Genomic DNA, 20,256 nt, shown 5'->3' on the forward strand with positions numbered 1-20,256 from the left:
GTTGGAGCTCTTGAAGCCGCCATACCCCGCATCGGCAAAATTGTGCGGCGGGGCTTTCACGTAGATCGGCTGCGCATGGATAATGTCGCCTAGGACTTTCTCCCTGTCGCGATACAACCGTTCATATGCGCCATACGATCCACCGCGATCTTGGTCCTCGTAACGATCCTGACCGCGCAGGTAGTTCACCAGCAGCCCCGGCGTGGCGGTAGTTTTCTGCGTCGCGCTCCAACTCGTGTATTGACTCAGCTTGGTATTGTCGAAATAGGCCAGTTGTGCGGCCGTCAACCCGCCTCCGCCTTCCTTGAAGAGCGTGCGGGTTGTGCCGTCGGCAGTATAAATTACCCGACTATCGCTATTTCCCGTGCCAGCGATCTTCGTCTTGAGCAAAGCATCGGCCTGCCATACGGCTGTCCCGGAAATGGCGCCATTGTTCAGGTCAACCCCGTAGGCGCTCATTTCCCCGTCCCACTTCACCGTGCGGTAGGTGGCGATATAGATATAGTTATCCCCCGTCGTCGGCTGCAGGTTACTGGTTGCCGCCGCGGCGCCGCTGCCGGTCGTGCTCTCTATGCTGCCGAGCGCCTTTTTTAACCCGTCCTCTAGTGCGCTCGGATCCTGGGTGCTGAAGTAAGTGCCTCTGCCATTCACGGCAGCATGCCAAAGATCGTCGATCGTCTCTTGCGTATTGGAGGTGGGTTTGGGCCAGTTCTTGGTGCCTTGCTTGATATCGAAATAGTCACCGGAAGTGCTGGTCTTGTAAGCTTCATCATAGGTCAGCGTGCCATCCAGACCCAAACCAATGGTGAAGGTCGTCATGTGCTGATGTTGCGCGGTATCGTCGGTCTTTGTGTTCGTCCCCGCCGGCGGCACATTGTCAGTGCATTTCTCGCATGAGCCAGTCCGCAGATCATTGTGATAATAGTAGTAGGCCACGTCGGCAAGCGTATTTGCAGTCTTGAGGCCGTCCAACGATGGTCGTGTCACGCCTGTAGCGCCGTCGACGTCGCCGACGCCGGAGTAACTGTCATTCCAGTATCCGTCGGTCGCCAGTATCGCGAAATTTCTTTGGCACGAATACTGCACGGGGTCGGAATAGGTCGTACTCGTGCCCTTGTACATTTTTCCGACTGCATCCAGTGAGGTACGCAAGGGTGTGCCGCCAAGCGGATTGATCGAATAGAGATTCGAATAAAACGAATTTTTTTGCGCCGTATCGAAATTATTGACGTTTAGGACAATCGGACTGTTGATTGTCGTGAGGCCGATGCGCGCGTGGAGAAAGTTTGGATCAGCAGGGTCGGCGACAAGATCCGCGCCAGTTTTCGGCGTTCCCCTAACGTCCTTGAATGCAAGACCGATCGCGGTTTTCGTCATCTGCATACGGGTGCGATACCAGGCATACCAGTTGGCGAAGTTCGCCATTTCTTCGGCATACGTGCAGGTCGCGCCGGCGCAGTCGGTGCGGCTTGCGGCCTTCGCCGGAAAGGTTGTCGCCGGCGTGATATTCACCCGCGACCAGTTGTAAAAGCGGACCTTGTTATAGGTACTGGTCTTTTTGGCCTGGCAAGTTCCAGCTTTGCCGTAATTCTGATAAGGGGAATTGTCCGCCGTCTTGCACCATTCGACGCTCACCTTGTAATAGTACGGAGCGCCATACAGCATTTTCAGATACTTGTAGGTGGCGTTCGGGTACAGGTAGGCATTGGTGGCATCAAGGGCGGATTTGCAGTTGGCGCTGGGTGGTGTGTCACCCGAATTCTTGCACCAGACGCGCTCCGGATAGCTTGTCACTAGGTTGATCGTGGCGGTTTTTGCATAAGTCGGGCAAGAACCGCCCACGGCAAACGTCAGGCATGGACTGGTACTGGGGGATTCGGCGCTGGAATTGTCGATTTTCTGGATGCCGTAACCGTCGCTGGCGACGGCACTCCATGGGGAGACGTACGACGTCTTGCCGTTCAGGTCGGCCTTGGGAGTACCATCGTGATTCACCGGCCAGACGTACCTGACCGCCGGGTTGTAGTACAAGCCATTGAAGCCGCTGGCGAAATATGGCGGATCGCCGGGTTCGCAGACCACCAGCGTATTGCTGGAATTGGTACCACGGCACCACTGACTGAAGTCTGAGGTTGACGCATAACGAACATAATCCGGCATGTAGTCCCAGGCCATGCTGCCGGAATTGTCCAGGTCCAGCATGATGTTGGGCAGGATGGTCGTGGTGGTGGCATTGGCCAGAGGGACATCCGCCAGGTCGGTGGTAGCCGCAGCCGACGGCAGTGAAGCAGCCGCCAGGAGCAGCCCCACAGACATCAGCGTGGTAGCAAACAGCTTGTTCGAGATGGGGGTCGGCTTCATCACAATTCTCCTTTTAGGCCATCCCGGACATTATCAGGACGCATGAAAACAGCGACATGGCGCACGCGCACCATTGCTATCGCGAGATGATCGCTTGCACGTAACTGGTGTTGTTTCTCGGCCCGGCAATCCGTGCCGTAATGCGGTAATAGCCCCGGTTTGCGACAGAACCCCAGGAGCCTGGCTGATAGGTCTGCATTTGCCGTGCCGAGCCCTGGCTGCTACCTGCCTGCGCACTCTGCTCGGTGGCGCATGTCGCGCCATTGAGCGGCCCGACATCGTTGCACATGCGATGGATAACGAAAGCCACTTCATTTCCGACCGCATCCTTCACCAATGTCTTCACGGCGCTTGCGCTGGTCCAGTCAAGATTGTCCGAAGTGTCGTCCGGCGTCTTGTTCCCGGTGAGATCCAGATTGTCCTGGCTGGTGGCGTAATAGCCGTTGGTCGGACTATCCTGTTCCAAGATGCCGCTGTTGGCGTTCATCCAAGCGATGGCCGCTTCAATCCCCGCATCGCCACTGGTCGTGGCGCTTTGTTTGAACGCCAGGTTACCGGCGATCACAGTCGATGTATCGACCGAACGAACCAGGGCGATGCTGGCCAATGTCATCGCGACCAAGGCGATCAGTGTGATGATCAATATCACGCCGCGCTGGCACCGTAATCCGTCTATCCTTGGGGCGCTCCGGTATTGTTGCGGGAACTTGACGGCGCTGTTCATAAATTGCCCCAAATAACGTTGCGTAATGGAACAACGGTTTCGAATACCTTGTAGCGGTAGCACTGCCAGTCGCTCGGATAATTTGCCGTGTTGAACGTGGCCCATGAAGACCAATTGGCGACCATGCCCGATGTTGTTGTAGCGCATGACTGGCTGGGCTCCGGCTTTTCATACTGCGTACTACGCGCCACGAGTGCGATGCGTATTGCCTTGATTCGCCTCAAGTTGGCGAGCGTCGGATTGGCCCAGGTGGCGCCGGTTGCATCGACCCATTCATTAACGGACTGGGAGCCGGCCGGTGCCACGCCATATTGGGCTTGAAGATCGACAATCTCGGGCGCGACCACCTCATTCGTGATGATGGGTGCGGGGGGCTCGGGCGTATTATCCGAACGTCGCAACTGCCGGGTAGTAGTGTCGATGGAATAAATTCTCTGGAACAGGGCATTATTTGTTGGCGGACTGAAACATGACAGGGTGGCCCCCGCCGTATACGCGGGCCAGTTATTGTCATTCTGGTAGCTCGCCGGCGGATTGAAGGGGCCGCTGGCACCGGGATTGTGCTGTATCTTGAGCGCCGACTCCTGAATCTGCGTGATTTGCATCAAGGTGCAGTTGCCCGCCTGTGCCACCAATACCAAGCCACCATCTTCGCATCCGGATACGCTGTTGACATTCAATTCGGACGAAGACTGCGGCATGGTACTGCGCAGGGTCGTCGTGGCCGGATAGCGGAACGTATCCAGATTCGGATTCGAAAAGAATTGTGCGGTAATGGTGTCGGGATTGGCGGCGCCGTCCGTGACTTGCACTGAAGCAAAGTTAAAGTCGGCCAGCGCCCCGACACCACCGCCGCAACTCGCGCTGCCATCGCAATAGGTATGGGTGGTATTGCAATTGGCATACATGGAGCTGTCTAATCCCCACCCTGCCATTTTCGCGTCCCGTTCAATCATGTGCAAAGCAATCGAGCCATTGGTCTGCGCATCCGCTCCGCCAGTCGTTGTGCGCTTCTGCCCCTCGGAGATACTGAATACCTGCATGATGACGAGCATGGAGATCATCCCGATCACCAATCCCACCATGATCTCAATCAGGCTAAATCCTTTGTCAGATGGGCTCATTTACCATTTCCTTGTTCTTAGCCGTTGATCTGGGCAATGGTGGAATAGCTGCGTACGACACTTTCACCGGGCACTTGCCACGTGATGGTGACCGTCACCTGGGTGCCTGCGACTGTGATGGTGCGTTTTCCATTCGGCAGGCTGCTGATGACTTCATTTGTCACGACATGGCTCGCCAGATTGGTCCGATCCGCCCATATCATGCCGATCGACTGGTTTGCCAAAAAGCTGGCATCCACCCGATACTTGGCATCAGTCGTATGCCTGATGGACGCGGCCTGCAACCCGACGATGCCCAGAATCCCGAAGGAAAAAATCAGAATGGCGATCATTCCCTCCAGCAGCACAATGCCGCGCTGCTTATCCAGTGAATGTTCATGGCGCATGGGCATCCTCCTCAACTGCAGCCTTGCGGGTTGTCTGCGAAGGCCAGGGCGGGGTCGCACATGCGGATTTGCCCGCCCGTCCCTACAATCACTACGTATCTGCGCGCATCACTGTTCGCCGCGTTGGTGATATCTATGCGCGCGATATCGGTGCCGACATTGGCGTTCGGCACCCTGCCAAGGCCGTTGAAGCTGACGCCAGCGGTTAAACCCGTGCCCGCTGTGATGGCCGTCCCAAAATGGCCTGCCGGCGTAGGCAGCGGAATGGTGGCGGTACTGATGCCCACCCTGGCGTTGACACTGCCTTCGGCCGCTGGTCGGCTTTGAATTGTCGCGGGACAGTCAGTCGTGACGGTGACGCAGCCTACATTCCACGCAACCAGGCCGGCGGCATCGGTCAGGTCGAAACGTACAACCGCATGGCGCCTGACAGATTCGGCGCGCGCCAATTGCAGCCCATTCAAAACGGATTCGGCTGCCGCGCGATTTTGCGTGCTTTGAATCCAGAGGGTAAACGCGGGCACACCCATCACGAGCAGGATCGAAACAATGGCTATTCCAATCATCAACTCGATCAGAGTGACGCCGCGTCGCCTCTGCATTAACATACTCCGCCCTTTTTCGTGACCCAGCAGGCAATCGGGGCGGTACCCCATCCGGCTGGAACGGCAGTAGTGGTTTTTGTATTTTCCTGGTCGATCGTATAGGTGAAGCCGCTCATTTTTCCGGTCCCGGCTGCCTGAACCGTATAGGTCGTCGCCGTGAGTGTCGGGCAGGTATAGGTGAAGTCATCCGAAGTCGGTAGCGGCGCGACAGTTCCAGCGGCGCAGGCACCGATATAGGTGCGGTTGTCCTGGAAATACTGCTCCAGCTTCACGCGCATGGTCGCCAAATTGTTGGTCGCCTGGGGTATCCGGCCGCGCATAACGTAATTACTATAGGAAGGCAGCGCTACCGCAGCCAAAATTGCCACAATAGCAACAGCGACCATCAGCTCGATCAAGGTGAACCCTGTACTCGCCAGCCTTTGAAGGCCGGAAAATTGATTTTTCATAATTTATTCCCTGTGGGTAACATTACTATAGGCCAATTATATGGCGATGCGAGATGCGCTGGATAAGCGGTATGAATCGGGGGATAAACGGTGGGAGCCGCGCAACAACAGTGCGCCTACCGCGAATTGGCGCAGTCGCTTCCGGATTAGCCTTAATTCATGGCTTGGCGCCGCCGGATGGCATCGTTTTGGCTGCGGCACCAGCCTTCGCCACTTCTTGCGGCGTCCGATAGTCGGTCGGATAGGCGCTATGAATCGGCAGCACGGGCATTCTCAAGTCGAGCGATTGGACCTCGTAGTAACCGCAGGTCGCAAACGCCGAAATAACGATCATTCGGCGGTCCGGACAGGGGCAATTGAGCGTCAGGACGAAGCAAAATGGCGGAAAGGCGATTTCGGATACCGTATAGAGTTGTGGCGCCACGCCGGAACCGTCGAGAATGCCGGACGCGCCTGTCGACCGGATGTGGCCATTGATCGTATACCCGGTAAGCACGCGGAGATCGGGTGGCAGATGCCGCAGTTCCTTGTTCAACCCGAATTGCTCCAGGTACGGCACGCGTAGCCGGAATTCCGGCGCATTCACGCTGAAGGACATCGCGATGATCTGCTTGATTATGCGCAGCGGATAGAGACGGAACGGGTAGAACAGGGTCGGCGCGCCATGGGCGCGTGCCAACCGCTCGGTCACCTGATGGTCCCATTCGACATAGGCTAGGGGTCAGCTCACGAAACGGAAAAAATCGTACTACAAGGGCTTCCCCGTTGAACGCAAGCTCAATCGTGGTTTTTCATTTTGAAACATTACTGCATTGCCGTGCAGGTGCAAGTGAGAAGGTGAAGGACTGCTGTACTACAACCGGTCATGTTGGGCTGCTGGCCCGGACCCTGATGAAAGACGCGCGCGAGGGCCTCGTTCGCTAAACGGGATTGGAATCCCCGTACGATTTTCAGGCATGCCCCGCGCGGGTCCAACCCGCTTCACATCACCGCTGGCAGTGCAAAGTGATCGTTTAGCCGCTCATGGCATCTCCGCCTTTGTCAGCCGTTGGCTCCGCGTGAGTTTCACGCTGTAGCCGGTTCATGTTTGAAGTTCTCGCCGTATTTCAGCGTCGCCCACGCCATCCTCGCGTTCTTGGCAGCGATGGCGACGGCTGCTCGCCAGAACCCGCGGCGCTCGATGAGACTTCTGACCCAGCGGCTGAACCGGTCCTGCCGGTCACCGAGATTCGCAATGACCGCACGGGCCCCGAGCACCAGCAGGCTACGCAGATAAGCGTCGCCAGCCTTCGTGATGCTGCCCAGCCGATCCTTTCCGCCGCTGCTGTACTGGCCTGGCGTCAGTCCGAGCCACGCGGCCACCTGGCGGCCATTCCTGAAGTCATGCCCAGCTCCGATGCTGGCGACCAGGGCACTGGCCGTGGTCGGCCCGATGCCGCGTAGCTGCATAAGCCGCCGGCTGCGCTCGTCCTCACGCGCAATCTCGCCGATGGCACGGTCGTATTCGGCGAGCCGATCCTCAATGCTGCCGGCGTGCTCGAGCAGGTCGCTGATGCAACGTCGTGCCCATCCGGGCAAAGTATCGAGCTGGGCTGTAATTTCTCTGCGCAGCCGCTCCGGACTTTGCGGCAGCACTACGCCGAACTCGGCGAGCAGGCCACGTAGCCGGTTGTAGATCGCGGTGCGTTCTTCGACGAATCCCTGTCGTGTGCGATGCAGGCAAAGTGTGGCCTGCTGGTGTTCGTCCTTCAGGGGCACGAAGCGCATATTCGGACGAGTCACCGCCTCGCAAATAGCGGCGGCATCAGCTGCATCGTTCTTGCCGCGCTTGCCCGACATCCGATAGGGCGCCACGAGCTTCGGGGCCATGAGCTTGACGGTATGGCCATGTTGCTGAAATACACGCGCCCAGTGATGCGCGCCCGAACAGGCTTCCATCCCGATCAGGCATGGCGGCAATTGGGCGATGAGTGTCACGAGCTGGTCGCGCAGGACACGCGGCTTGATAAGCACGGGCTTGCCGGCTTTGTCCACGCCATGCACGGCGAAGACGTTCTTGGCGAGATCAATTCCGACAGTCACTATAGACATGGATTCCCCTCTTGTTGGCGTTGATGGAAGGTTCGAGACACCATCATGGCACGTTGATGCCGAATCGCGGCTTCCGCCGCGGCCTCGGGACGGGGAAGTCCCTTTCATTCGCTAAGGTTTTGACGCATCACTTTTCCCTTTCTGCAGCAGCAGAGTCAACGCAGCATTCTCTTCAAATCGGTCGGCTTTCCTAGATATAGGGGGCATGCCGGAAGAAAGCCAGTAATGAAACATAAGCGCAAAAGTTATAAAAAGCTTTTCTCCTATGTTGTATAGGCTACAAGTATTCTTTAGAGTGCCGACCGGGATGATGATCGTTTCTTGATCCAGCTTTATGTCCGCCCCTCTGATTTACGCCGTAACAGCGCCAGCGCAGCGTTTTGCTCGAACCGGCCAGCTTCGTCGATATATCCCTGCACGGTGCCATCATGGCGCCAGCCGCCTTGCCGCTTGATATCGCGGAAATCGGCGCCGGCGCGATGCGCGCTCGTAGCCATGCCACGACGCAGGCTATGGCTGGAAAGCTGCGGCACATAGTCCAACTGGATCAGCTTCGCGCACGCCTCCAGGATTGTATTGACGCTACCAGCATGCAGCGCGTCGGTGCCGACTTCGTTCCACTTGCTGACTGGCCGGAACAGCGGTCCGGACACGATACCGGCGGCATCGAGCCAGGCGCGCAATGCCATCGCCGGGCAACACAGCCCTTCGCCGTACGGAATCGCCTTGATGATCCCTTCGCCTTGCTGATCGGTTTTCGAGCGCGGCAGTGAGATAACGATGCCATCCGGTTCCCAGGCGACATGCGTGACGTCGAGGTTCACGATTTCGCTGCGCCGATAGCCGCCGAAATAGCCAATCTGCAGCAGCGCATTGTCGCGCCTGGCTTTCAGGGTGTCGAGGCTGGTCAGGTGCGCGACGATGCGTTCCAGATCCTCCAGCGGCAATGCCTTGGCTTTCTTTTTCGGCTTGCCATGCGTGCGGGCGATGCCGGCCAGCGTCTTGCGCACGGTCGGCGTCGACGCTGGATCGACAAAGCCTTGGTGGATATGCCACTGCGACAGTGCCGTCAGCCGAAGCGCCAGTGTGCGGGGATTTAATGTCGAGGCGTACGCCAGTAGGTAACGAATCATGCTGCCCTCGTCGGCCGGCAGCGCGCCGCCCCATGCCAGGAAGTGCCGCACCGCCGAGCGGTAGGTGCGGCGCGTGTTGTCCGAGGTTGCAGCAGCGAGAAATGCGCGATGCTGCGCCGTCAGGTCAAGATCGACAAGTGTACCGGCGTTACGAGCAATAATTTTTCCGGTCGGAACGGCGTCGGGCGTGGGATCGGGAGCAGGCATTTTTTCAAGCATGGCTTGTCGCACAAAATTGGCTTCTGTACTGGCAGTTACGCAGCATAGCATGCTAATGCGCGAGATAACACACGATAATACTTCTTATCGCACTTGTTAAATTCAAACTTTTAGCCTGTACTTTATCGTTATATAAGATATAATTACGTGTCACGTAATACATAACATTATTTCGAGGTCTTCATGGCACGCGCCGGCATTCTCTATTCCCATGTCGCCCAAGCGGCGGCAACGCTGCTTCAAGACGGCAAAAATCCCACCGTCGACAACGTGCGCGAGGCGCTGGGTAACACAGGCAGCAAGAGCACCATCGCCCCTTTCCTAAAGCGCTGGAAAGCCGAACAGCAGGATGCCATCGCCGAAGCCGAATCCGGCTTGCCGGCGCCGCTCCTGCAAGCCGTCAAGGGCTTGCACCAGCACATGCAGGCCGAGGCCAGTCAACAGATCGAACAGGCGCGGCAGGCGCATGGCGTCGCGATGGGCGAGGCCGCTGAACGGGAAAATCAACTGCGCACCGGACACCAGGCAGCGCTGGCCGCCAATGCCGCTTTGACCGAGGAATTGGCGCACGCAAGGGAAACACTGTCGCAACTGAGCACCAAGCACCATGCACAGACCGTCGCACTGGCCACCGTGCAGGCAGAAAGCGCCGGCTTGCAGCAGCGCCTGGCCGATCGCGCCGCCGAAGTGGCGACGCTTGATCACCAGCTCACGCAGACGCGCGCCCAGTTCGAGCATTACCAGGAAGCCACCGCCACCCAGCGCGCCGAGGAGCGGCAAGCGTACGAGCAGCGCATCGCGCGCCTCGACCAGGAGGTGGCGGACGCCAACCGGCACATCGCTTCTCAACAGGCGACGCTCGGTCAGCAGGAGGTGAAGCTTGCGCATCTCGCCGCCGATCTGTCCAATCAAAAGCAGGCTTTGCGGGAATCGCAGGAAGCGTTGGCGGCCGAGCGCTCGGCGCGGGAGCGCCTGGCCGACCGGCTGGAAGATGCAACTGCCGCAAAAGACAGCCTGGCGGCGCAGCTCGCAGCCGCGCAACAGCAGTTGTCGGACGTCCGCAGTGCGCTGGCCGCCAAGGAGCGTGAAGCAGTCATGCTGGCCGATCAGGCCCGGCGGGCCGAAACACGGGCTGATCAGTTGAACGAAGAAAAGCTCGCCTGGCTGCAGGAGCGTGCCACGCTTGAGCATCGCGCGCAGTCCGCGGAAACGAAAACCGCAACGCTTAGCGGTTCAGCCACCACGTCGTAAAGCTCGCCAGATCGGCATGCTGGGAATGCGCCCATGCCAGATCGTCGCCCGCGTTTGGAGATCCGTTTGGCTCGCGCAAGACCAACGCCGCGTGGATGTTCACCGGAATACCGCGCAGGTACGGCAGAAAATCGTCGACAAAGACGACCGGCCGCAGCTCGCGTAACGCGGCGGCCTTGGGACTGACGTCGCCTCCGGCGTTCGCCGTGGCAATCACGCGCTCGATCGGAAAGCCGCATCGCCGCAAGTTGTCCAGCCGCGCCGCTTCAAACTGCGCCTCGATCGCGCTCACGCACACCAGCTCGTAGCCGGCTGCCGCCAAGGCGCAACACGCGTCCTGCGCGCCGGGCATCGCCGGAATGGTCGACCAATACTGATGATCGAAGCATGCGCGGAACAGTGCCAGTTCGGCGCCGGCAAGCCGCCGCACGTCCCATCGGTCGATCGGCCAATAGGCGAGTGGATCGCGCACCGCCGGCAGTGCGCCGAAGGCCTTGGCCCAGGCTTTGGCATACGCCTGATGGTAGTCGAGCAAGACGCCGTCGGCATCGAGAGCAATGATTGGTTTCATAACGGAATCATGCTAACGTCGATGCGCCTATCCATCAAGTCGCGCATGAGGCTGTTTTTGTGCGCACCGGGAGTTATTCAGCGCCGGCCGGTAATTGCAGATGGCAGGGCTGACATCATATTTGCGGCTGCTTTTGTGAGGATTTAGAAATGGGGCAAGCGAAGATCAAGCAGCGCGCGGCATTTGCGCCGCAGCTTATCGAAGGATGGGAGGCCGACGATTGTGTTAACTTCGCCGTTGGGCTGGCGCGGCTGACCGGGTGGCTGCTGCACGTGGACTGGTGGTCGACCTCGACCGAACACAGGGAGGACATTCCGCTCGACCAACTCAGGCCGTTAAGGGTGTATGTGGCGGATAACCACGATCAGATTTTCGATGTTTGCGGGACCAGGTCCATTCGCGAGTTCAGCGAGAAGATACTGTTCAAATTGATCCGCACGCGCGGATTAGGGAATGGGGGGTGTGTACACTCGGTACTACGACGAAGCAAAGCTCTCATCGCTGCCTCTACGATGCCAACCCAATGAAGCAGAGATTGCGCGCGCAATCGAGGAGATTCGGGCTAATCCACACTTTCTTGCTGCGATCCCCGTGAGGACGCAGCCCTGTATTCCAGCGCATAAAGCAGCTCAGTACTCCTACGGCCATTGCGCCGCGTTTGCTGAAGCGATGCGTGAACTGACCGGACTGCAGCCGGCAGCTCTCTTGGCGGTCCGATTTTCGCCGCTCTTTGAAAATACTCGGCGTAGTGAAAGTGGCTTTTTCCACAGTGTTGTCCTGCATCCAGACGGTATGGCTGAGGATGTTTGGGGAAAGTCCTCGGTCGAAGCCATAGCGAGCCGTTTCGGGGTGATCGAATTCAAAGTTAGCAGCGATGAGCATCGCCGGGTCGTCGAGAAAATTCGACAGTCCTCCAATGGCGTCTACGAGACGATACGAAAGGACGCCATGGACCTGATAAATGCGCATCGTCTTCGCAACTAAACGGACGCTCTAGCTTCCGCATTTCTTCTTCAGATCAATGGGTTAGGTATGTTTCTGCGAAAAAAACCGTAATCCCGGCCGACCCTCGTCTACGTCGCCCGGAACGAAGGCATGAGACAAGTCGACCTCGCCGAGCTGCTCGAGGTGCAGCCGATCACCACGGCGCGGCTGATCGACCAGCTGGTTGAGGCCGGCCTGGTCGAACGTCGTGCGGATCCTGCCGATCGTCGCGCTTACCTGATCTTCCTGACGCCGGCGGCTGCACCGCAGCTCGAAGCCATTACCAAGGCCGGTCTGGAGATTCGTGACGAGGTCCTGACCGGCCTCAGCGAGCAGCAAGTTGCCGTTCTCTTTGAAGCGCTGCGCTCCATGCGCGACCGGCTTACCCGCCGTTGATGCGGAAAACATACCTCTTCCAGAGACAAATCATGAGTGATACAACGACAAGCCAGGACGCCACAAGTGTCCGGACACGCCGGCGCCGTTCCTTGCGCCTCATCCTGCTACTGCTGATTCCCGCGATCGTGCTCCTGGGGGCTGGCGTGATTTACCTTGGCGGCGGCCGTTACGTCGAGACCGAGAATGCCTATATCAAGGCCGACAAGGTACCGGTCAGCCCTGAAGTCTCGGGTACGGTGAAGATTGTGCTGGTGGAAGAAAACCAGCAGGTTGGCGCCGGACAGCCGCTTTACCGCCTTGATCCGTCGACCTTCGAAACGGCGGTAGCCAAGGCCGAGGCAAAGCTCGCGCAGGTACGCACCGACCTTTCGGCCACCAGGGCCGGCTACCGCGAAAAACAGGCGGAAATTGCCCTTGCCCGGACCAAAAGCACATTTGCGCTGAAAGAACAGAAACGCCAGGCCGATCTCGTCGAGCTCAACTTCATTTCGAAGGCGAAGTTCGATGATGCAAAGCAGAACGTCGATCTTGCGCAGCAGCAAATCGTCGCGCTGGAACAGGATGCACGGCGTATCGCCGAATCCCTGGGCGGCAATGTCGATGCGCCTCTCGAGCAGCACCCTGCCTACCGCGCCGCAATGGCGGAGCTGCAGCAGGCGCGCTTCGACCTCGCCCGCATCGAGGTGCGCGCCTCGATGCCCGGCATTGTCAGCAAGCCGCCCAAGCCCGGCCAGTATGTCGGTGCCGGCTCGACGTCAATGGCGCTGGTCGTCAACGGTAACCTCTGGGTCGAAGCCAATTTCACCGAGACCGACCTGACCAATATCCGCCCAGGACAACCGGTTACCGTCCATGTCGACGCCTATCCCGGTAATAAATGGCATGGTGTCGTCGACAGCCTGAGTCCGGCTACCGGATCGGAGTTTTCGGTGATTCCGGCGCAGAACGCGACCGGCAACTGGGTGAAGATCGCGCAGCGCGTGCCGGTGCGCATCAAGATCGACGCCGCACCCGGCCAGCCTCCGTTGCGCGCGGGCTTGAGCACCAGCGTCGCCGTCGATACCGGCCAGCGCCGCACCCTGCTCGGCTTGCACCTCTGATTCACAGACCATGACTGCTGCACAGGCCGCACGGCCGCAAACCGTCCATCGCGGCTTCATTACCATTTCGGTAATGCTGGCCACCATCATCCAGGCGCTCGACACCACGATCGCCAACGTCGCGCTGCCGCACATGCAAGGCGCGATGGGCGCGACGCAGGACCAGATTTCCTGGGTGCTGACGTCGTACATTGTCGCGGCGGCGATTTTCATGCCGCTGACCGGATTCCTGACGTCCCGATTCGGACGCAAGCGTGTCTTCATGGTGTCGGTAGCCGGTTTCACGATTGCCTCGATGCTGTGCGGCGCGGCGCAAAGCCTGACGCAGATCGTGATGTTCCGCCTGCTGCAAGGCGTGTTCGGCGCCAGCCTGGTGCCTCTGTCGCAAGCGGTGATGCTCGACACCTATCCGCGCGAAAAGCATGGCTCGGCAATGGCAATGTGGGGCGTGGGCGTAATGGTCGGCCCGATCCTCGGCCCGTCGCTGGGCGGCCTGCTGACTGAGTACTACAACTGGCGCTGGGTGTTCTACATCAACCTGCCGTTCGGCCTGCTTGCGTGGTTCGGACTTGCCGCCTTCGTGCATGAAACGCCGATCGACCGCTCGCGCCGCTTCGACCTGTTCGGATTTGCGTTGTTAAGCATCGGCATCGGCGCCTTGCAGATGATGCTCGACCGCGGCGAATCGCTTGACTGGTTCGCCAGCCCGGAAGTGGTGGTCGAGGCGATGCTGGCCGGGTTTGCGCTTTACCTGTTCGTCGCGCATATATTCACGCACGACCACCCTTTCATCGAGCCCGGCATGTTCAGGGACCGCAACTTCAGCGTCGGCATCGTGTTCATTTTCATCATGGGCATCATCCTGCTCGCCACGATGGCGCTGTTGCCGCCCTTCCTGCAAAGCCTGATGGGTTTTCCGATCATCGACGTCGGCTACGTGCTGGCGCCGCGCGGTGTCGGGACGATGGTCGCGATGGTGATCGTGGGCCGACTGTCCGGCAAGGTGGATGGCCGCTACCTGATCTTTGTCGGCCTGTGCCTGACCGGCTTCGCACTATGGCAGATGACGGCTTTCAATACCGACATCAGCGCCTGGGACATCGTGCAAACCGGCGTCGTGCAGGGAATCGGCCTTGGATTCATCTTTACGCCGCTGTCGACCATCACGTTTTCTTCATTGCCGCTGCGTTACCGCAACGAAGGAACGGCGCTGTTCAGCCTGATGCGCAATATCGGCAGCAGTATCGGCATTTCGATTGTCATCACCTACCTGTCGCAGCGCACGCAGATCAACCATGCGGCGTTCGCCAGTTATATCAATCCCTTCAACATGGCGCTCAGCCAGGCAACGCAGGCCGGCGCCTACAATCTCGCCACGCCGCAAGGATTGATGGCGATGAACGGCGAGGTCACGCGCCAGGCGGCGACGCTGGCTTATTTGCAGGACTTCCGCCTCATGATGTTCATCACGCTGTCCGCCCTGCCGCTGATCCTGCTGCTGCGCAAGCCGGAGCGGCAATCGGCGCCGGCCGTGCATGCGGCTGCCGAATAAAGCGGCCGTCTTTATCCCTTCTGTTCGGATATCCGAACGCCTTCGCCCACGGTTGTTCGGATATCCGTCATCGCGCCTGCAAGGGTGTGGTGACTTTTTCCTTTGTAATCAAACATCTGCGGCCTGATGGCCACTTGGCACGAAGCCTGCAAATGAATCTTCCCGCCAGGCATCGCGCTGCCCACAGGGCGGCCCGGCAAACATCGTTGTTGTTTTCGCCTTTCAGACCTGCTCAAGAAGAGACAAAGGATTCCATCCATGAAAAGTACCAAGCTCACGACCTGGATCGCCATTGCCATGGTGGCCGGTATCGCTGTCGGCTATCTCGGTCACACCTTCGCGCCGACGGCCGAGGTGGCCAAGGAAATCTCCAGCTACCTGTCCATCCTCACCGATATCTTCCTGCGCATGATCAAGATGATCATTGCGCCGCTGGTCATGGCAACGCTCATTGCCGGCCTGGCCGGCATGGGTGATTCTCGTGCGGTCGGCCGCATCGGCGGCAAGGCGCTGGGCTGGTTCATTACCGCCTCGCTGTGCTCGCTGACCATCGGCCTGATCATGGCCAACGTGCTGCGTCCGGGTGATAACCTGGCCGTGCCGCTGCCGGAAGTCGGCGCCGCGACCAACCTAAAGACGGGCGCGCTGAACCTGAAGGATTTCATCACCCACGTCTTCCCGAAGAGCATCTTCGATTCGCTGGCGCATAACGAAATCCTGCAGATCCTCATCTTCTCGCTGTTCTTCGGCCTCGCACTCGGCAAGCTGAAGAATGAAACCTCGAAGAGCCTGCTCAAGACCACCGAAGACATCGTCCAGGTGATGCTGCAAGTGACTGATTATGTGATGCGTTTTGCACCGGTCGGCGTGTTCGCTGCCGTGGCGTCGGTCATCACCACCCAGGGCCTTGGCATCCTGATCGTGTACGGCAAGTACATGGCCGCGTTCTTTGCCGCGCTGGCCACCCTGTGGGTCGTGCTGATCGCCGCCGGCTACGTGGTGCTGGGCAAGGACGTGTTCCGCCTGCTCAAGCTGATCCGCGGCCCGATGCTGCTCGGTTTCTCGACCGCCAGCTCCGAATCCGCTTATCCGAAGCTGATGGAACAGCTCGAAAAGTTCGGCATCAAGGACCGCGTGACCGGTTTCGTGCTGCCGCTGGGCTACTCGTTCAACCTCGACGGCTCGATGATGTACACGGCGTTCGCCGCCCTGTTCATCTCCCAGGCCTATAACATTCCGCTGACCCTGGGCCAGCAGATCACCATGCTGCTGGTGCTGATGGTGTCCTCCAAGGGCATCGCCGGCGTGCCGCGCGCTTCGCTGGTGGTGGTGGCCGCCGTGCTGCCGATGTTCGGCCTGCCGGAAGCCGGCCTGCTGCTCGTGATGGGCGTGGATCACTTCCTCGACATGGGCCGCACGATCACCAATGTGCTGGGCAATGCGATTGCAACCGCTGTCGTCGCCAAGTGGGAAAACGCGATCGACCCGGTTGACGAGGCGTTGGCCGAAGCCGACGAAGCGCTGCCTCCACAGGTACAGGAAGGGCTGCGCGTCGCGCAAGCGGCCTGATTCCGCTGCTGTCTTTTCCGGCCGGGGGCTTGGTCCCCGCCGGAAAAGGCGCATAATCCGGAAATCCGAACGCGCCGCATTTTCATGCTTTTCCGACCACGCCTGCTCCACCTCCCCGCCCTGCTTCTGATCTTTGCGGCGCTCACCGCGGGCGCGGCGCTGCTGACCTTCCGCTACAGCCTGATGCTCGGCCTGGCCGATCTCCAGGCCACCGGCAGCCACCGGCTGAATCTCTACGCCACCAGCCTCGAACGGGAAATCGACAAGTACGCGTACTTTCCGACCACCCTCGGCCTGGAGCGCGACGTGCTGCAACTGCTTGCCACGCCCAATCCGGGCCTGGCGCAGGTGGAACAGGTCAACAACTACCTCGAACAGCTCAATGAGCGCGCCGGCAGCCTGTCCATCTACATCCTCGACCGCAAAGGCAAGGTGATGGCGTCCAGCAACTGGCGCCGAGCCGACAGCTTCATCGGCGAAGACTTGTCTTTCCGCCCGTATTTCCGCGAGGCGATGGACAAGGGGAGCGGGCGCTTCTTCGGTATCGGCACTACGCGTGGCGAACCGGGGTATTACTTGTCATCCGCGCTCGCGGACCATCAGGAGACGCTCGGCGTGGCCGTCGTCAAGGTTGGGCTGAAGCAGCTGGAAAAATCCTGGTCGACCGTGGAAGCGCCGGCGCTGGTGTCCGACGAAAATGGCGTGGTCATCCTGGCTTCGGTGCCAGGCTGGAAATTCACGACGCTCAAACCGCTGGACGATGCCAGCCGCCGTGCCTTCGACAATTCCCTGCAGTACAACCGGCAAGCGCTGAACCCGCTCGGCGTGGTGGAGCTGGCCGACCTCGAGCATGGCGCGCGGCTGGTGCGCTTGCCGCGCACGGAACCGAAGATGGTGTCGGTATTCCCGGTCGCGGGCGAATTCGTGGCCCAGACCCAGCCGCTGCCCGGCACGCCCTGGAACATCACCGTGTTCTCGCCGCAGGAACAGGTGCGGCGCAACGCCGCGGACCGTGCCGGGATTGCCGGCGCCGGGGCGGCCTTCCTGTTCATCCTCGCGGTAATGTTGAACGAGCGGCGCCGCCACCTGAAGGACCGCCTCGCCGCCCAGGAAGCATTGCAAAAGGCGAATGACGAACTGGAGCGCAAGGTCGCCGAGCGCACGGCCGACCTGTCCTCCGCCAACGAGCAATTACAGCAGGAAGTGGCCGAGCGAATCCAGGCTGAACGCACGTTGCGCGCCGCGCAGGAAGAACTGGTCCAGGCCGGCAAGCTCGCGGTCATCGGCCAGCTGGCCGCCGGCGTCGCGCATGAGCTGAACCAGCCGCTGGCTGCGCTGCGCACCCTGTCCGGCAACGCCCGCAAGTTCCTCGCGCGCGGCAACCAGGAAACTGCCAGCAGCAACCTGGAACGCATCGACGACCTGGTCGACCGCATGGGCGAGCTGACGGCGCAGCTGAAATCCTTCGCGCGCAAGTCGACCGGAACGCCGCGCCCTGTGCCGGTGCGCCGCGCGGTCGAAAATGCGCTGTTCCTGCTGGAGCAGCGCCTCAAGCAGGCCCGGGTCGTGGCGTGTATCGACTTGCCGGAAAAGGATCTGAACGCCTGGTGCGATCCCAACCGGCTGGAACAGGTATTGGTCAACCTCGCAGGCAACGCGCTCGATGCGATGGAAGGCCAGCCGGAACCCGGACTGGAAATATCCGCCCGCCGCGCAGGCGACCGCGTGCAGATCCAGGTGCGCGACCGTGGGCCGGGCATTCCGACGGAAGTGCTGTCGCGCCTGTTCGAACCCTTTTTCACAACCAAGGAAGCCGGCAGCGGGCTCGGTCTGGGCCTGGCCATTTCCGCCGGCATCGTTGCCGATTTCGGCGGCACGCTGTCCGGGGACAACCACCCGGACGGCGGCGCCGTCTTCACCCTGGACATCCCCGTAGCCCCGGAGGACAAGCAACATGACTGACGCCCTGCACGTGCTGGTGGTCGAGGACGACCCGAATGTCCGCCTCGGCTGCGAACAGGCGCTGCAACTCGAGGACATTCCCGTGACCGCCGTCGAGAGCGCGGAACAGGCGCTGCGGCTGCTCGCGCCCGGATTCCCCGGCGTGGTGGTAAGCGATATACGCCTGCCCGGCATGGATGGTATGGCCTTGCTCAAGGAAGTGCGGCGCATCGATCCGGAACTGCCGGTAGTGCTGATCACCGGCCACGGCGACGTCTCCCTGGCGGTGCAGGCAATGAAGGATGGTGCGCACGACTTTGTCGAGAAGCCGTTTTCGCCGGACTACCTGGTCGAGATCGCCCGCCGCGCGCTGGACAAGCGCCGCCTGACGCTGGAAGTGCGGCAGCTGCGCGCCAGGTTGGAAAGCCGCGACCAGCTGGAAGGCCGGCTCATCGGCCAGTCGCAAGCGATGATGCGCGTGCGCCAGCTTGTGACGGACCTCGGCAACAGCGCCGCCGACATCCTGATCGAGGGCGAGACCGGGACCGGCAAGGAGCTGGTGGCGCGCTGCCTGCACGATGCCAGCCCGCGCCGCAACGGCAATTTCGTCGCCATCAACTGCGGCGGCCTGCCGGAAACCTTGTTTGAAAGCGAAATCTTCGGCCATGAGGCGGGCGCCTATACCGGCGCCGGCAAGCGGCGCATCGGCAAGATCGAACATGCGAGCGGCGGCACCCTCTTCCTCGATGAAATCGAATCGATGCCGATGGCGATGCAGATCAAGCTCTTGCGCGTGCTGCAGGAACGCACGCTGGAGCGGCTGGGTTCCAACACGCCGATCCCGGTGAACTGCCGGGTGATTGCCGCGACCAAGGCTGACCTCAAGGTGCTGTCGGACCAGGGGCAGTTTCGTGCCGACTTCTACTACCGACTTAATGTCGCCACCCTGCCGCTGCCGCCGTTGCGCGAGCGACGGGAAGACATTCCGCTGCTGTTCGAACACTTCCTGCTGCAGGCGGCAGCGCGCCATGAGCGTCCGGTGCCGGCGGCCGATTCTTCCAGGACGGGGCCCTTGCTGGCGTATGACTGGCCGGGCAATGTGCGGGAACTGCGTAACGTGGCGGATCGCTGCGTGCTGGGGATCGAGGCGGGGTTTCCGCCGTTTGGCACCCAGGCGCCGGCTGGACCGCAGGCGCTGGCGGAGTCGGTTGCTGCGTTTGAGCGGTCGTTGATTGCGGATGCGCTGGCGCGCAATGGAGGGAGCCTGGCGCGGGCGGCGGAGGCGCTATGTGTGGCGAAGACGACCTTGCATGACAAGATCAGGAAGTATCGGCTGGGGGAACAGGGGTGAGGCGTCTCATATACGCGCCGTAGGGTCCCTTCCACCTGAAAGGGAGAAGTAGCGCCTCGGCGAAGTTACTTGGCCCTGAAGCTGATTCCCGCTTTTGGGAGCCAATTCCCTGAAAACTCCCTCCAATCCCTCAAAAACCGTAGAATTGCCGCCCAGAAACCAACGGCACAATTCTTGCTACATTCCCGCCTTGGTTTTACCCCGTGAATCCATCCATACCCAATGAAACCCTCCCCCTGGTCCCTCGTCTTCACCGCCTGGCTGATCGCCGCAATCTCCACCCTCGGCGCCCTCTTCCTCGGCGAAGTCATGGGCTATGCACCCTGCACGCTGTGCTGGTACCAGCGGATTTTCATGTTCCCGCTGGTCTTCGTCCTCGCTGCCGGGTTGTTTCCGTATGATCCAAGAGTCGTCCGTTACGGGCTGCCGCTCGCTATCGGCGGGGG

At 60.2% G+C, this 20,256-nt stretch carries 19 protein-coding genes and 1 pseudogene; 9 read left to right on the top strand and 11 right to left on the bottom strand.

Translation table 11 applies throughout. The annotated features are described in order from the left end of the window. From AYR66_RS29650 to AYR66_RS17655, 9 genes are all read right to left on the bottom strand, one after another. On the bottom strand, positions 1–2,361 hold a 2,361-nt coding region (locus AYR66_RS29650; RefSeq protein WP_474647534.1), incomplete at its 3' end, for a pilus assembly protein. A gap of 76 nt (positions 2,362–2,437) precedes the next feature. Then, a complete protein-coding gene (locus tag AYR66_RS17620; protein WP_141104097.1) occupies positions 2,438–3,085 on the bottom strand; it encodes a pilus assembly PilX family protein in 648 nt (215 codons plus the stop codon). Continuing rightward, a complete protein-coding gene (locus AYR66_RS17625; RefSeq protein ID WP_088708589.1) occupies positions 3,082–4,209 on the bottom strand; it encodes a PilW family protein in 1,128 nt (375 codons plus the stop codon). The genes AYR66_RS17620 and AYR66_RS17625 overlap by 4 nt, the downstream gene beginning before the upstream one ends. 17 nt (positions 4,210–4,226) lie before the next feature. Continuing rightward, positions 4,227–4,595 (bottom strand): type IV pilus modification PilV family protein, encoded by a 369-nt coding sequence (locus AYR66_RS17630; RefSeq protein WP_088708590.1) that lies wholly within the window; start codon positions 4,593–4,595, stop codon positions 4,227–4,229. Positions 4,596–4,606: 11 nt separating this feature from the next. Next, the gene (locus AYR66_RS17635; RefSeq protein WP_170942192.1) at positions 4,607–5,197 is read right to left on the bottom strand and encodes a GspH/FimT family pseudopilin; all 591 of its coding nucleotides are present in this window, start codon (positions 5,195–5,197) and stop codon (positions 4,607–4,609) included. Further along, positions 5,197–5,649 carry a type IV pilin protein gene (locus tag AYR66_RS17640; protein ID WP_088708592.1) on the bottom strand — a complete coding sequence of 151 codons (453 nt, stop codon included), beginning with the start codon at positions 5,647–5,649 and terminating at the stop codon, positions 5,197–5,199. Before AYR66_RS17640 ends, AYR66_RS17635 begins: the two co-directional genes overlap by 1 nt. Before the next feature lie 157 nt (positions 5,650–5,806). After that, positions 5,807–6,340: a hypothetical protein gene (locus AYR66_RS17645; RefSeq protein WP_088708593.1), complete on the bottom strand. Its 534-nt coding sequence runs from the start codon at positions 6,338–6,340 to the stop codon at positions 5,807–5,809. A 374-nt stretch (positions 6,341–6,714) separates the two neighbouring features. After that, a complete protein-coding gene (locus tag AYR66_RS17650) occupies positions 6,715–7,740 on the bottom strand; it encodes an IS110 family RNA-guided transposase (RefSeq protein WP_088708594.1) in 1,026 nt (341 codons plus the stop codon). 332 nt (positions 7,741–8,072) lie between these two features. Further along, positions 8,073–9,143 (bottom strand): site-specific integrase, encoded by a 1,071-nt coding sequence (locus tag AYR66_RS17655; RefSeq protein WP_234814930.1) that lies wholly within the window; start codon positions 9,141–9,143, stop codon positions 8,073–8,075. Positions 9,144–9,275: 132 nt separating this feature from the next. On the opposite strand from AYR66_RS17655, the gene AYR66_RS17660 reads away from it, so the two are divergent. Next, positions 9,276–10,343, top strand: a complete 1,068-nt coding sequence (locus tag AYR66_RS17660) for a DNA-binding protein (RefSeq protein ID WP_088708595.1) — start codon at positions 9,276–9,278, stop codon at positions 10,341–10,343. On the opposite strand, the gene AYR66_RS17665 is transcribed toward AYR66_RS17660, so the two are convergent. Then, entirely contained in the window at positions 10,318–10,914 is a 597-nt protein-coding gene (locus AYR66_RS17665; RefSeq protein ID WP_088708596.1) for an HAD family hydrolase, read from the bottom strand. The two genes, AYR66_RS17660 and AYR66_RS17665, sit on opposite strands and share 26 nt — an antisense overlap. 149 nt (positions 10,915–11,063) lie before the next feature. Between AYR66_RS17665 and AYR66_RS17670 the strand changes: the two genes are divergently transcribed. Continuing rightward, complete coding sequence (locus tag AYR66_RS17670) at positions 11,064–11,441, top strand: hypothetical protein (RefSeq protein ID WP_088708597.1); 378 nt, start codon at positions 11,064–11,066, stop codon at positions 11,439–11,441. Here AYR66_RS17670 and AYR66_RS17675 read toward each other — a convergent pair. After that, complete coding sequence (locus tag AYR66_RS17675) at positions 11,422–11,883, bottom strand: hypothetical protein (protein ID WP_088708598.1); 462 nt, start codon at positions 11,881–11,883, stop codon at positions 11,422–11,424. The two genes, AYR66_RS17670 and AYR66_RS17675, sit on opposite strands and share 20 nt — an antisense overlap. A gap of 108 nt (positions 11,884–11,991) precedes the next feature. Between AYR66_RS17675 and AYR66_RS17680 the strand changes: the two are divergent. From AYR66_RS17680 to AYR66_RS29655, 7 genes and pseudogenes are all read left to right on the top strand, one after another. Next, positions 11,992–12,294, top strand: a pseudogene (locus AYR66_RS17680) (MarR family winged helix-turn-helix transcriptional regulator); the annotation flags it as partial. A 32-nt stretch (positions 12,295–12,326) separates the two neighbouring features. After that, entirely contained in the window at positions 12,327–13,397 is a 1,071-nt protein-coding gene (locus tag AYR66_RS17685; RefSeq protein WP_088708600.1) for an HlyD family secretion protein, read from the top strand. A gap of 10 nt (positions 13,398–13,407) precedes the next feature. Next, positions 13,408–14,949 carry a DHA2 family efflux MFS transporter permease subunit gene (locus AYR66_RS17690; RefSeq protein ID WP_088708601.1) on the top strand — a complete coding sequence of 514 codons (1,542 nt, stop codon included), beginning with the start codon at positions 13,408–13,410 and terminating at the stop codon, positions 14,947–14,949. A 258-nt stretch (positions 14,950–15,207) separates the two neighbouring features. Further along, positions 15,208–16,518, top strand: a complete 1,311-nt coding sequence (locus tag AYR66_RS17695) for a dicarboxylate/amino acid:cation symporter (protein WP_088708602.1) — start codon at positions 15,208–15,210, stop codon at positions 16,516–16,518. An 84-nt stretch (positions 16,519–16,602) separates the two neighbouring features. Further along, positions 16,603–18,480: a sensor histidine kinase gene (locus tag AYR66_RS17700; RefSeq protein WP_088708603.1), complete on the top strand. Its 1,878-nt coding sequence runs from the start codon at positions 16,603–16,605 to the stop codon at positions 18,478–18,480. After that, positions 18,473–19,810 carry a sigma-54-dependent transcriptional regulator gene (locus tag AYR66_RS17705; RefSeq protein ID WP_088708604.1) on the top strand — a complete coding sequence of 446 codons (1,338 nt, stop codon included), beginning with the start codon at positions 18,473–18,475 and terminating at the stop codon, positions 19,808–19,810. The genes AYR66_RS17700 and AYR66_RS17705 overlap by 8 nt, the downstream gene beginning before the upstream one ends. Before the next feature lie 222 nt (positions 19,811–20,032). Beyond that, positions 20,033–20,256: disulfide bond formation protein B (locus tag AYR66_RS29655; RefSeq protein WP_206047210.1), on the top strand; the 224-nt coding region annotated here is incomplete at its 3' end.

Origin of the sequence: Noviherbaspirillum denitrificans (assembly GCF_002211445.1) — a bacterium.
GTDB lineage: Bacteria > Pseudomonadota > Gammaproteobacteria > Burkholderiales > Burkholderiaceae_D > Noviherbaspirillum > Noviherbaspirillum denitrificans.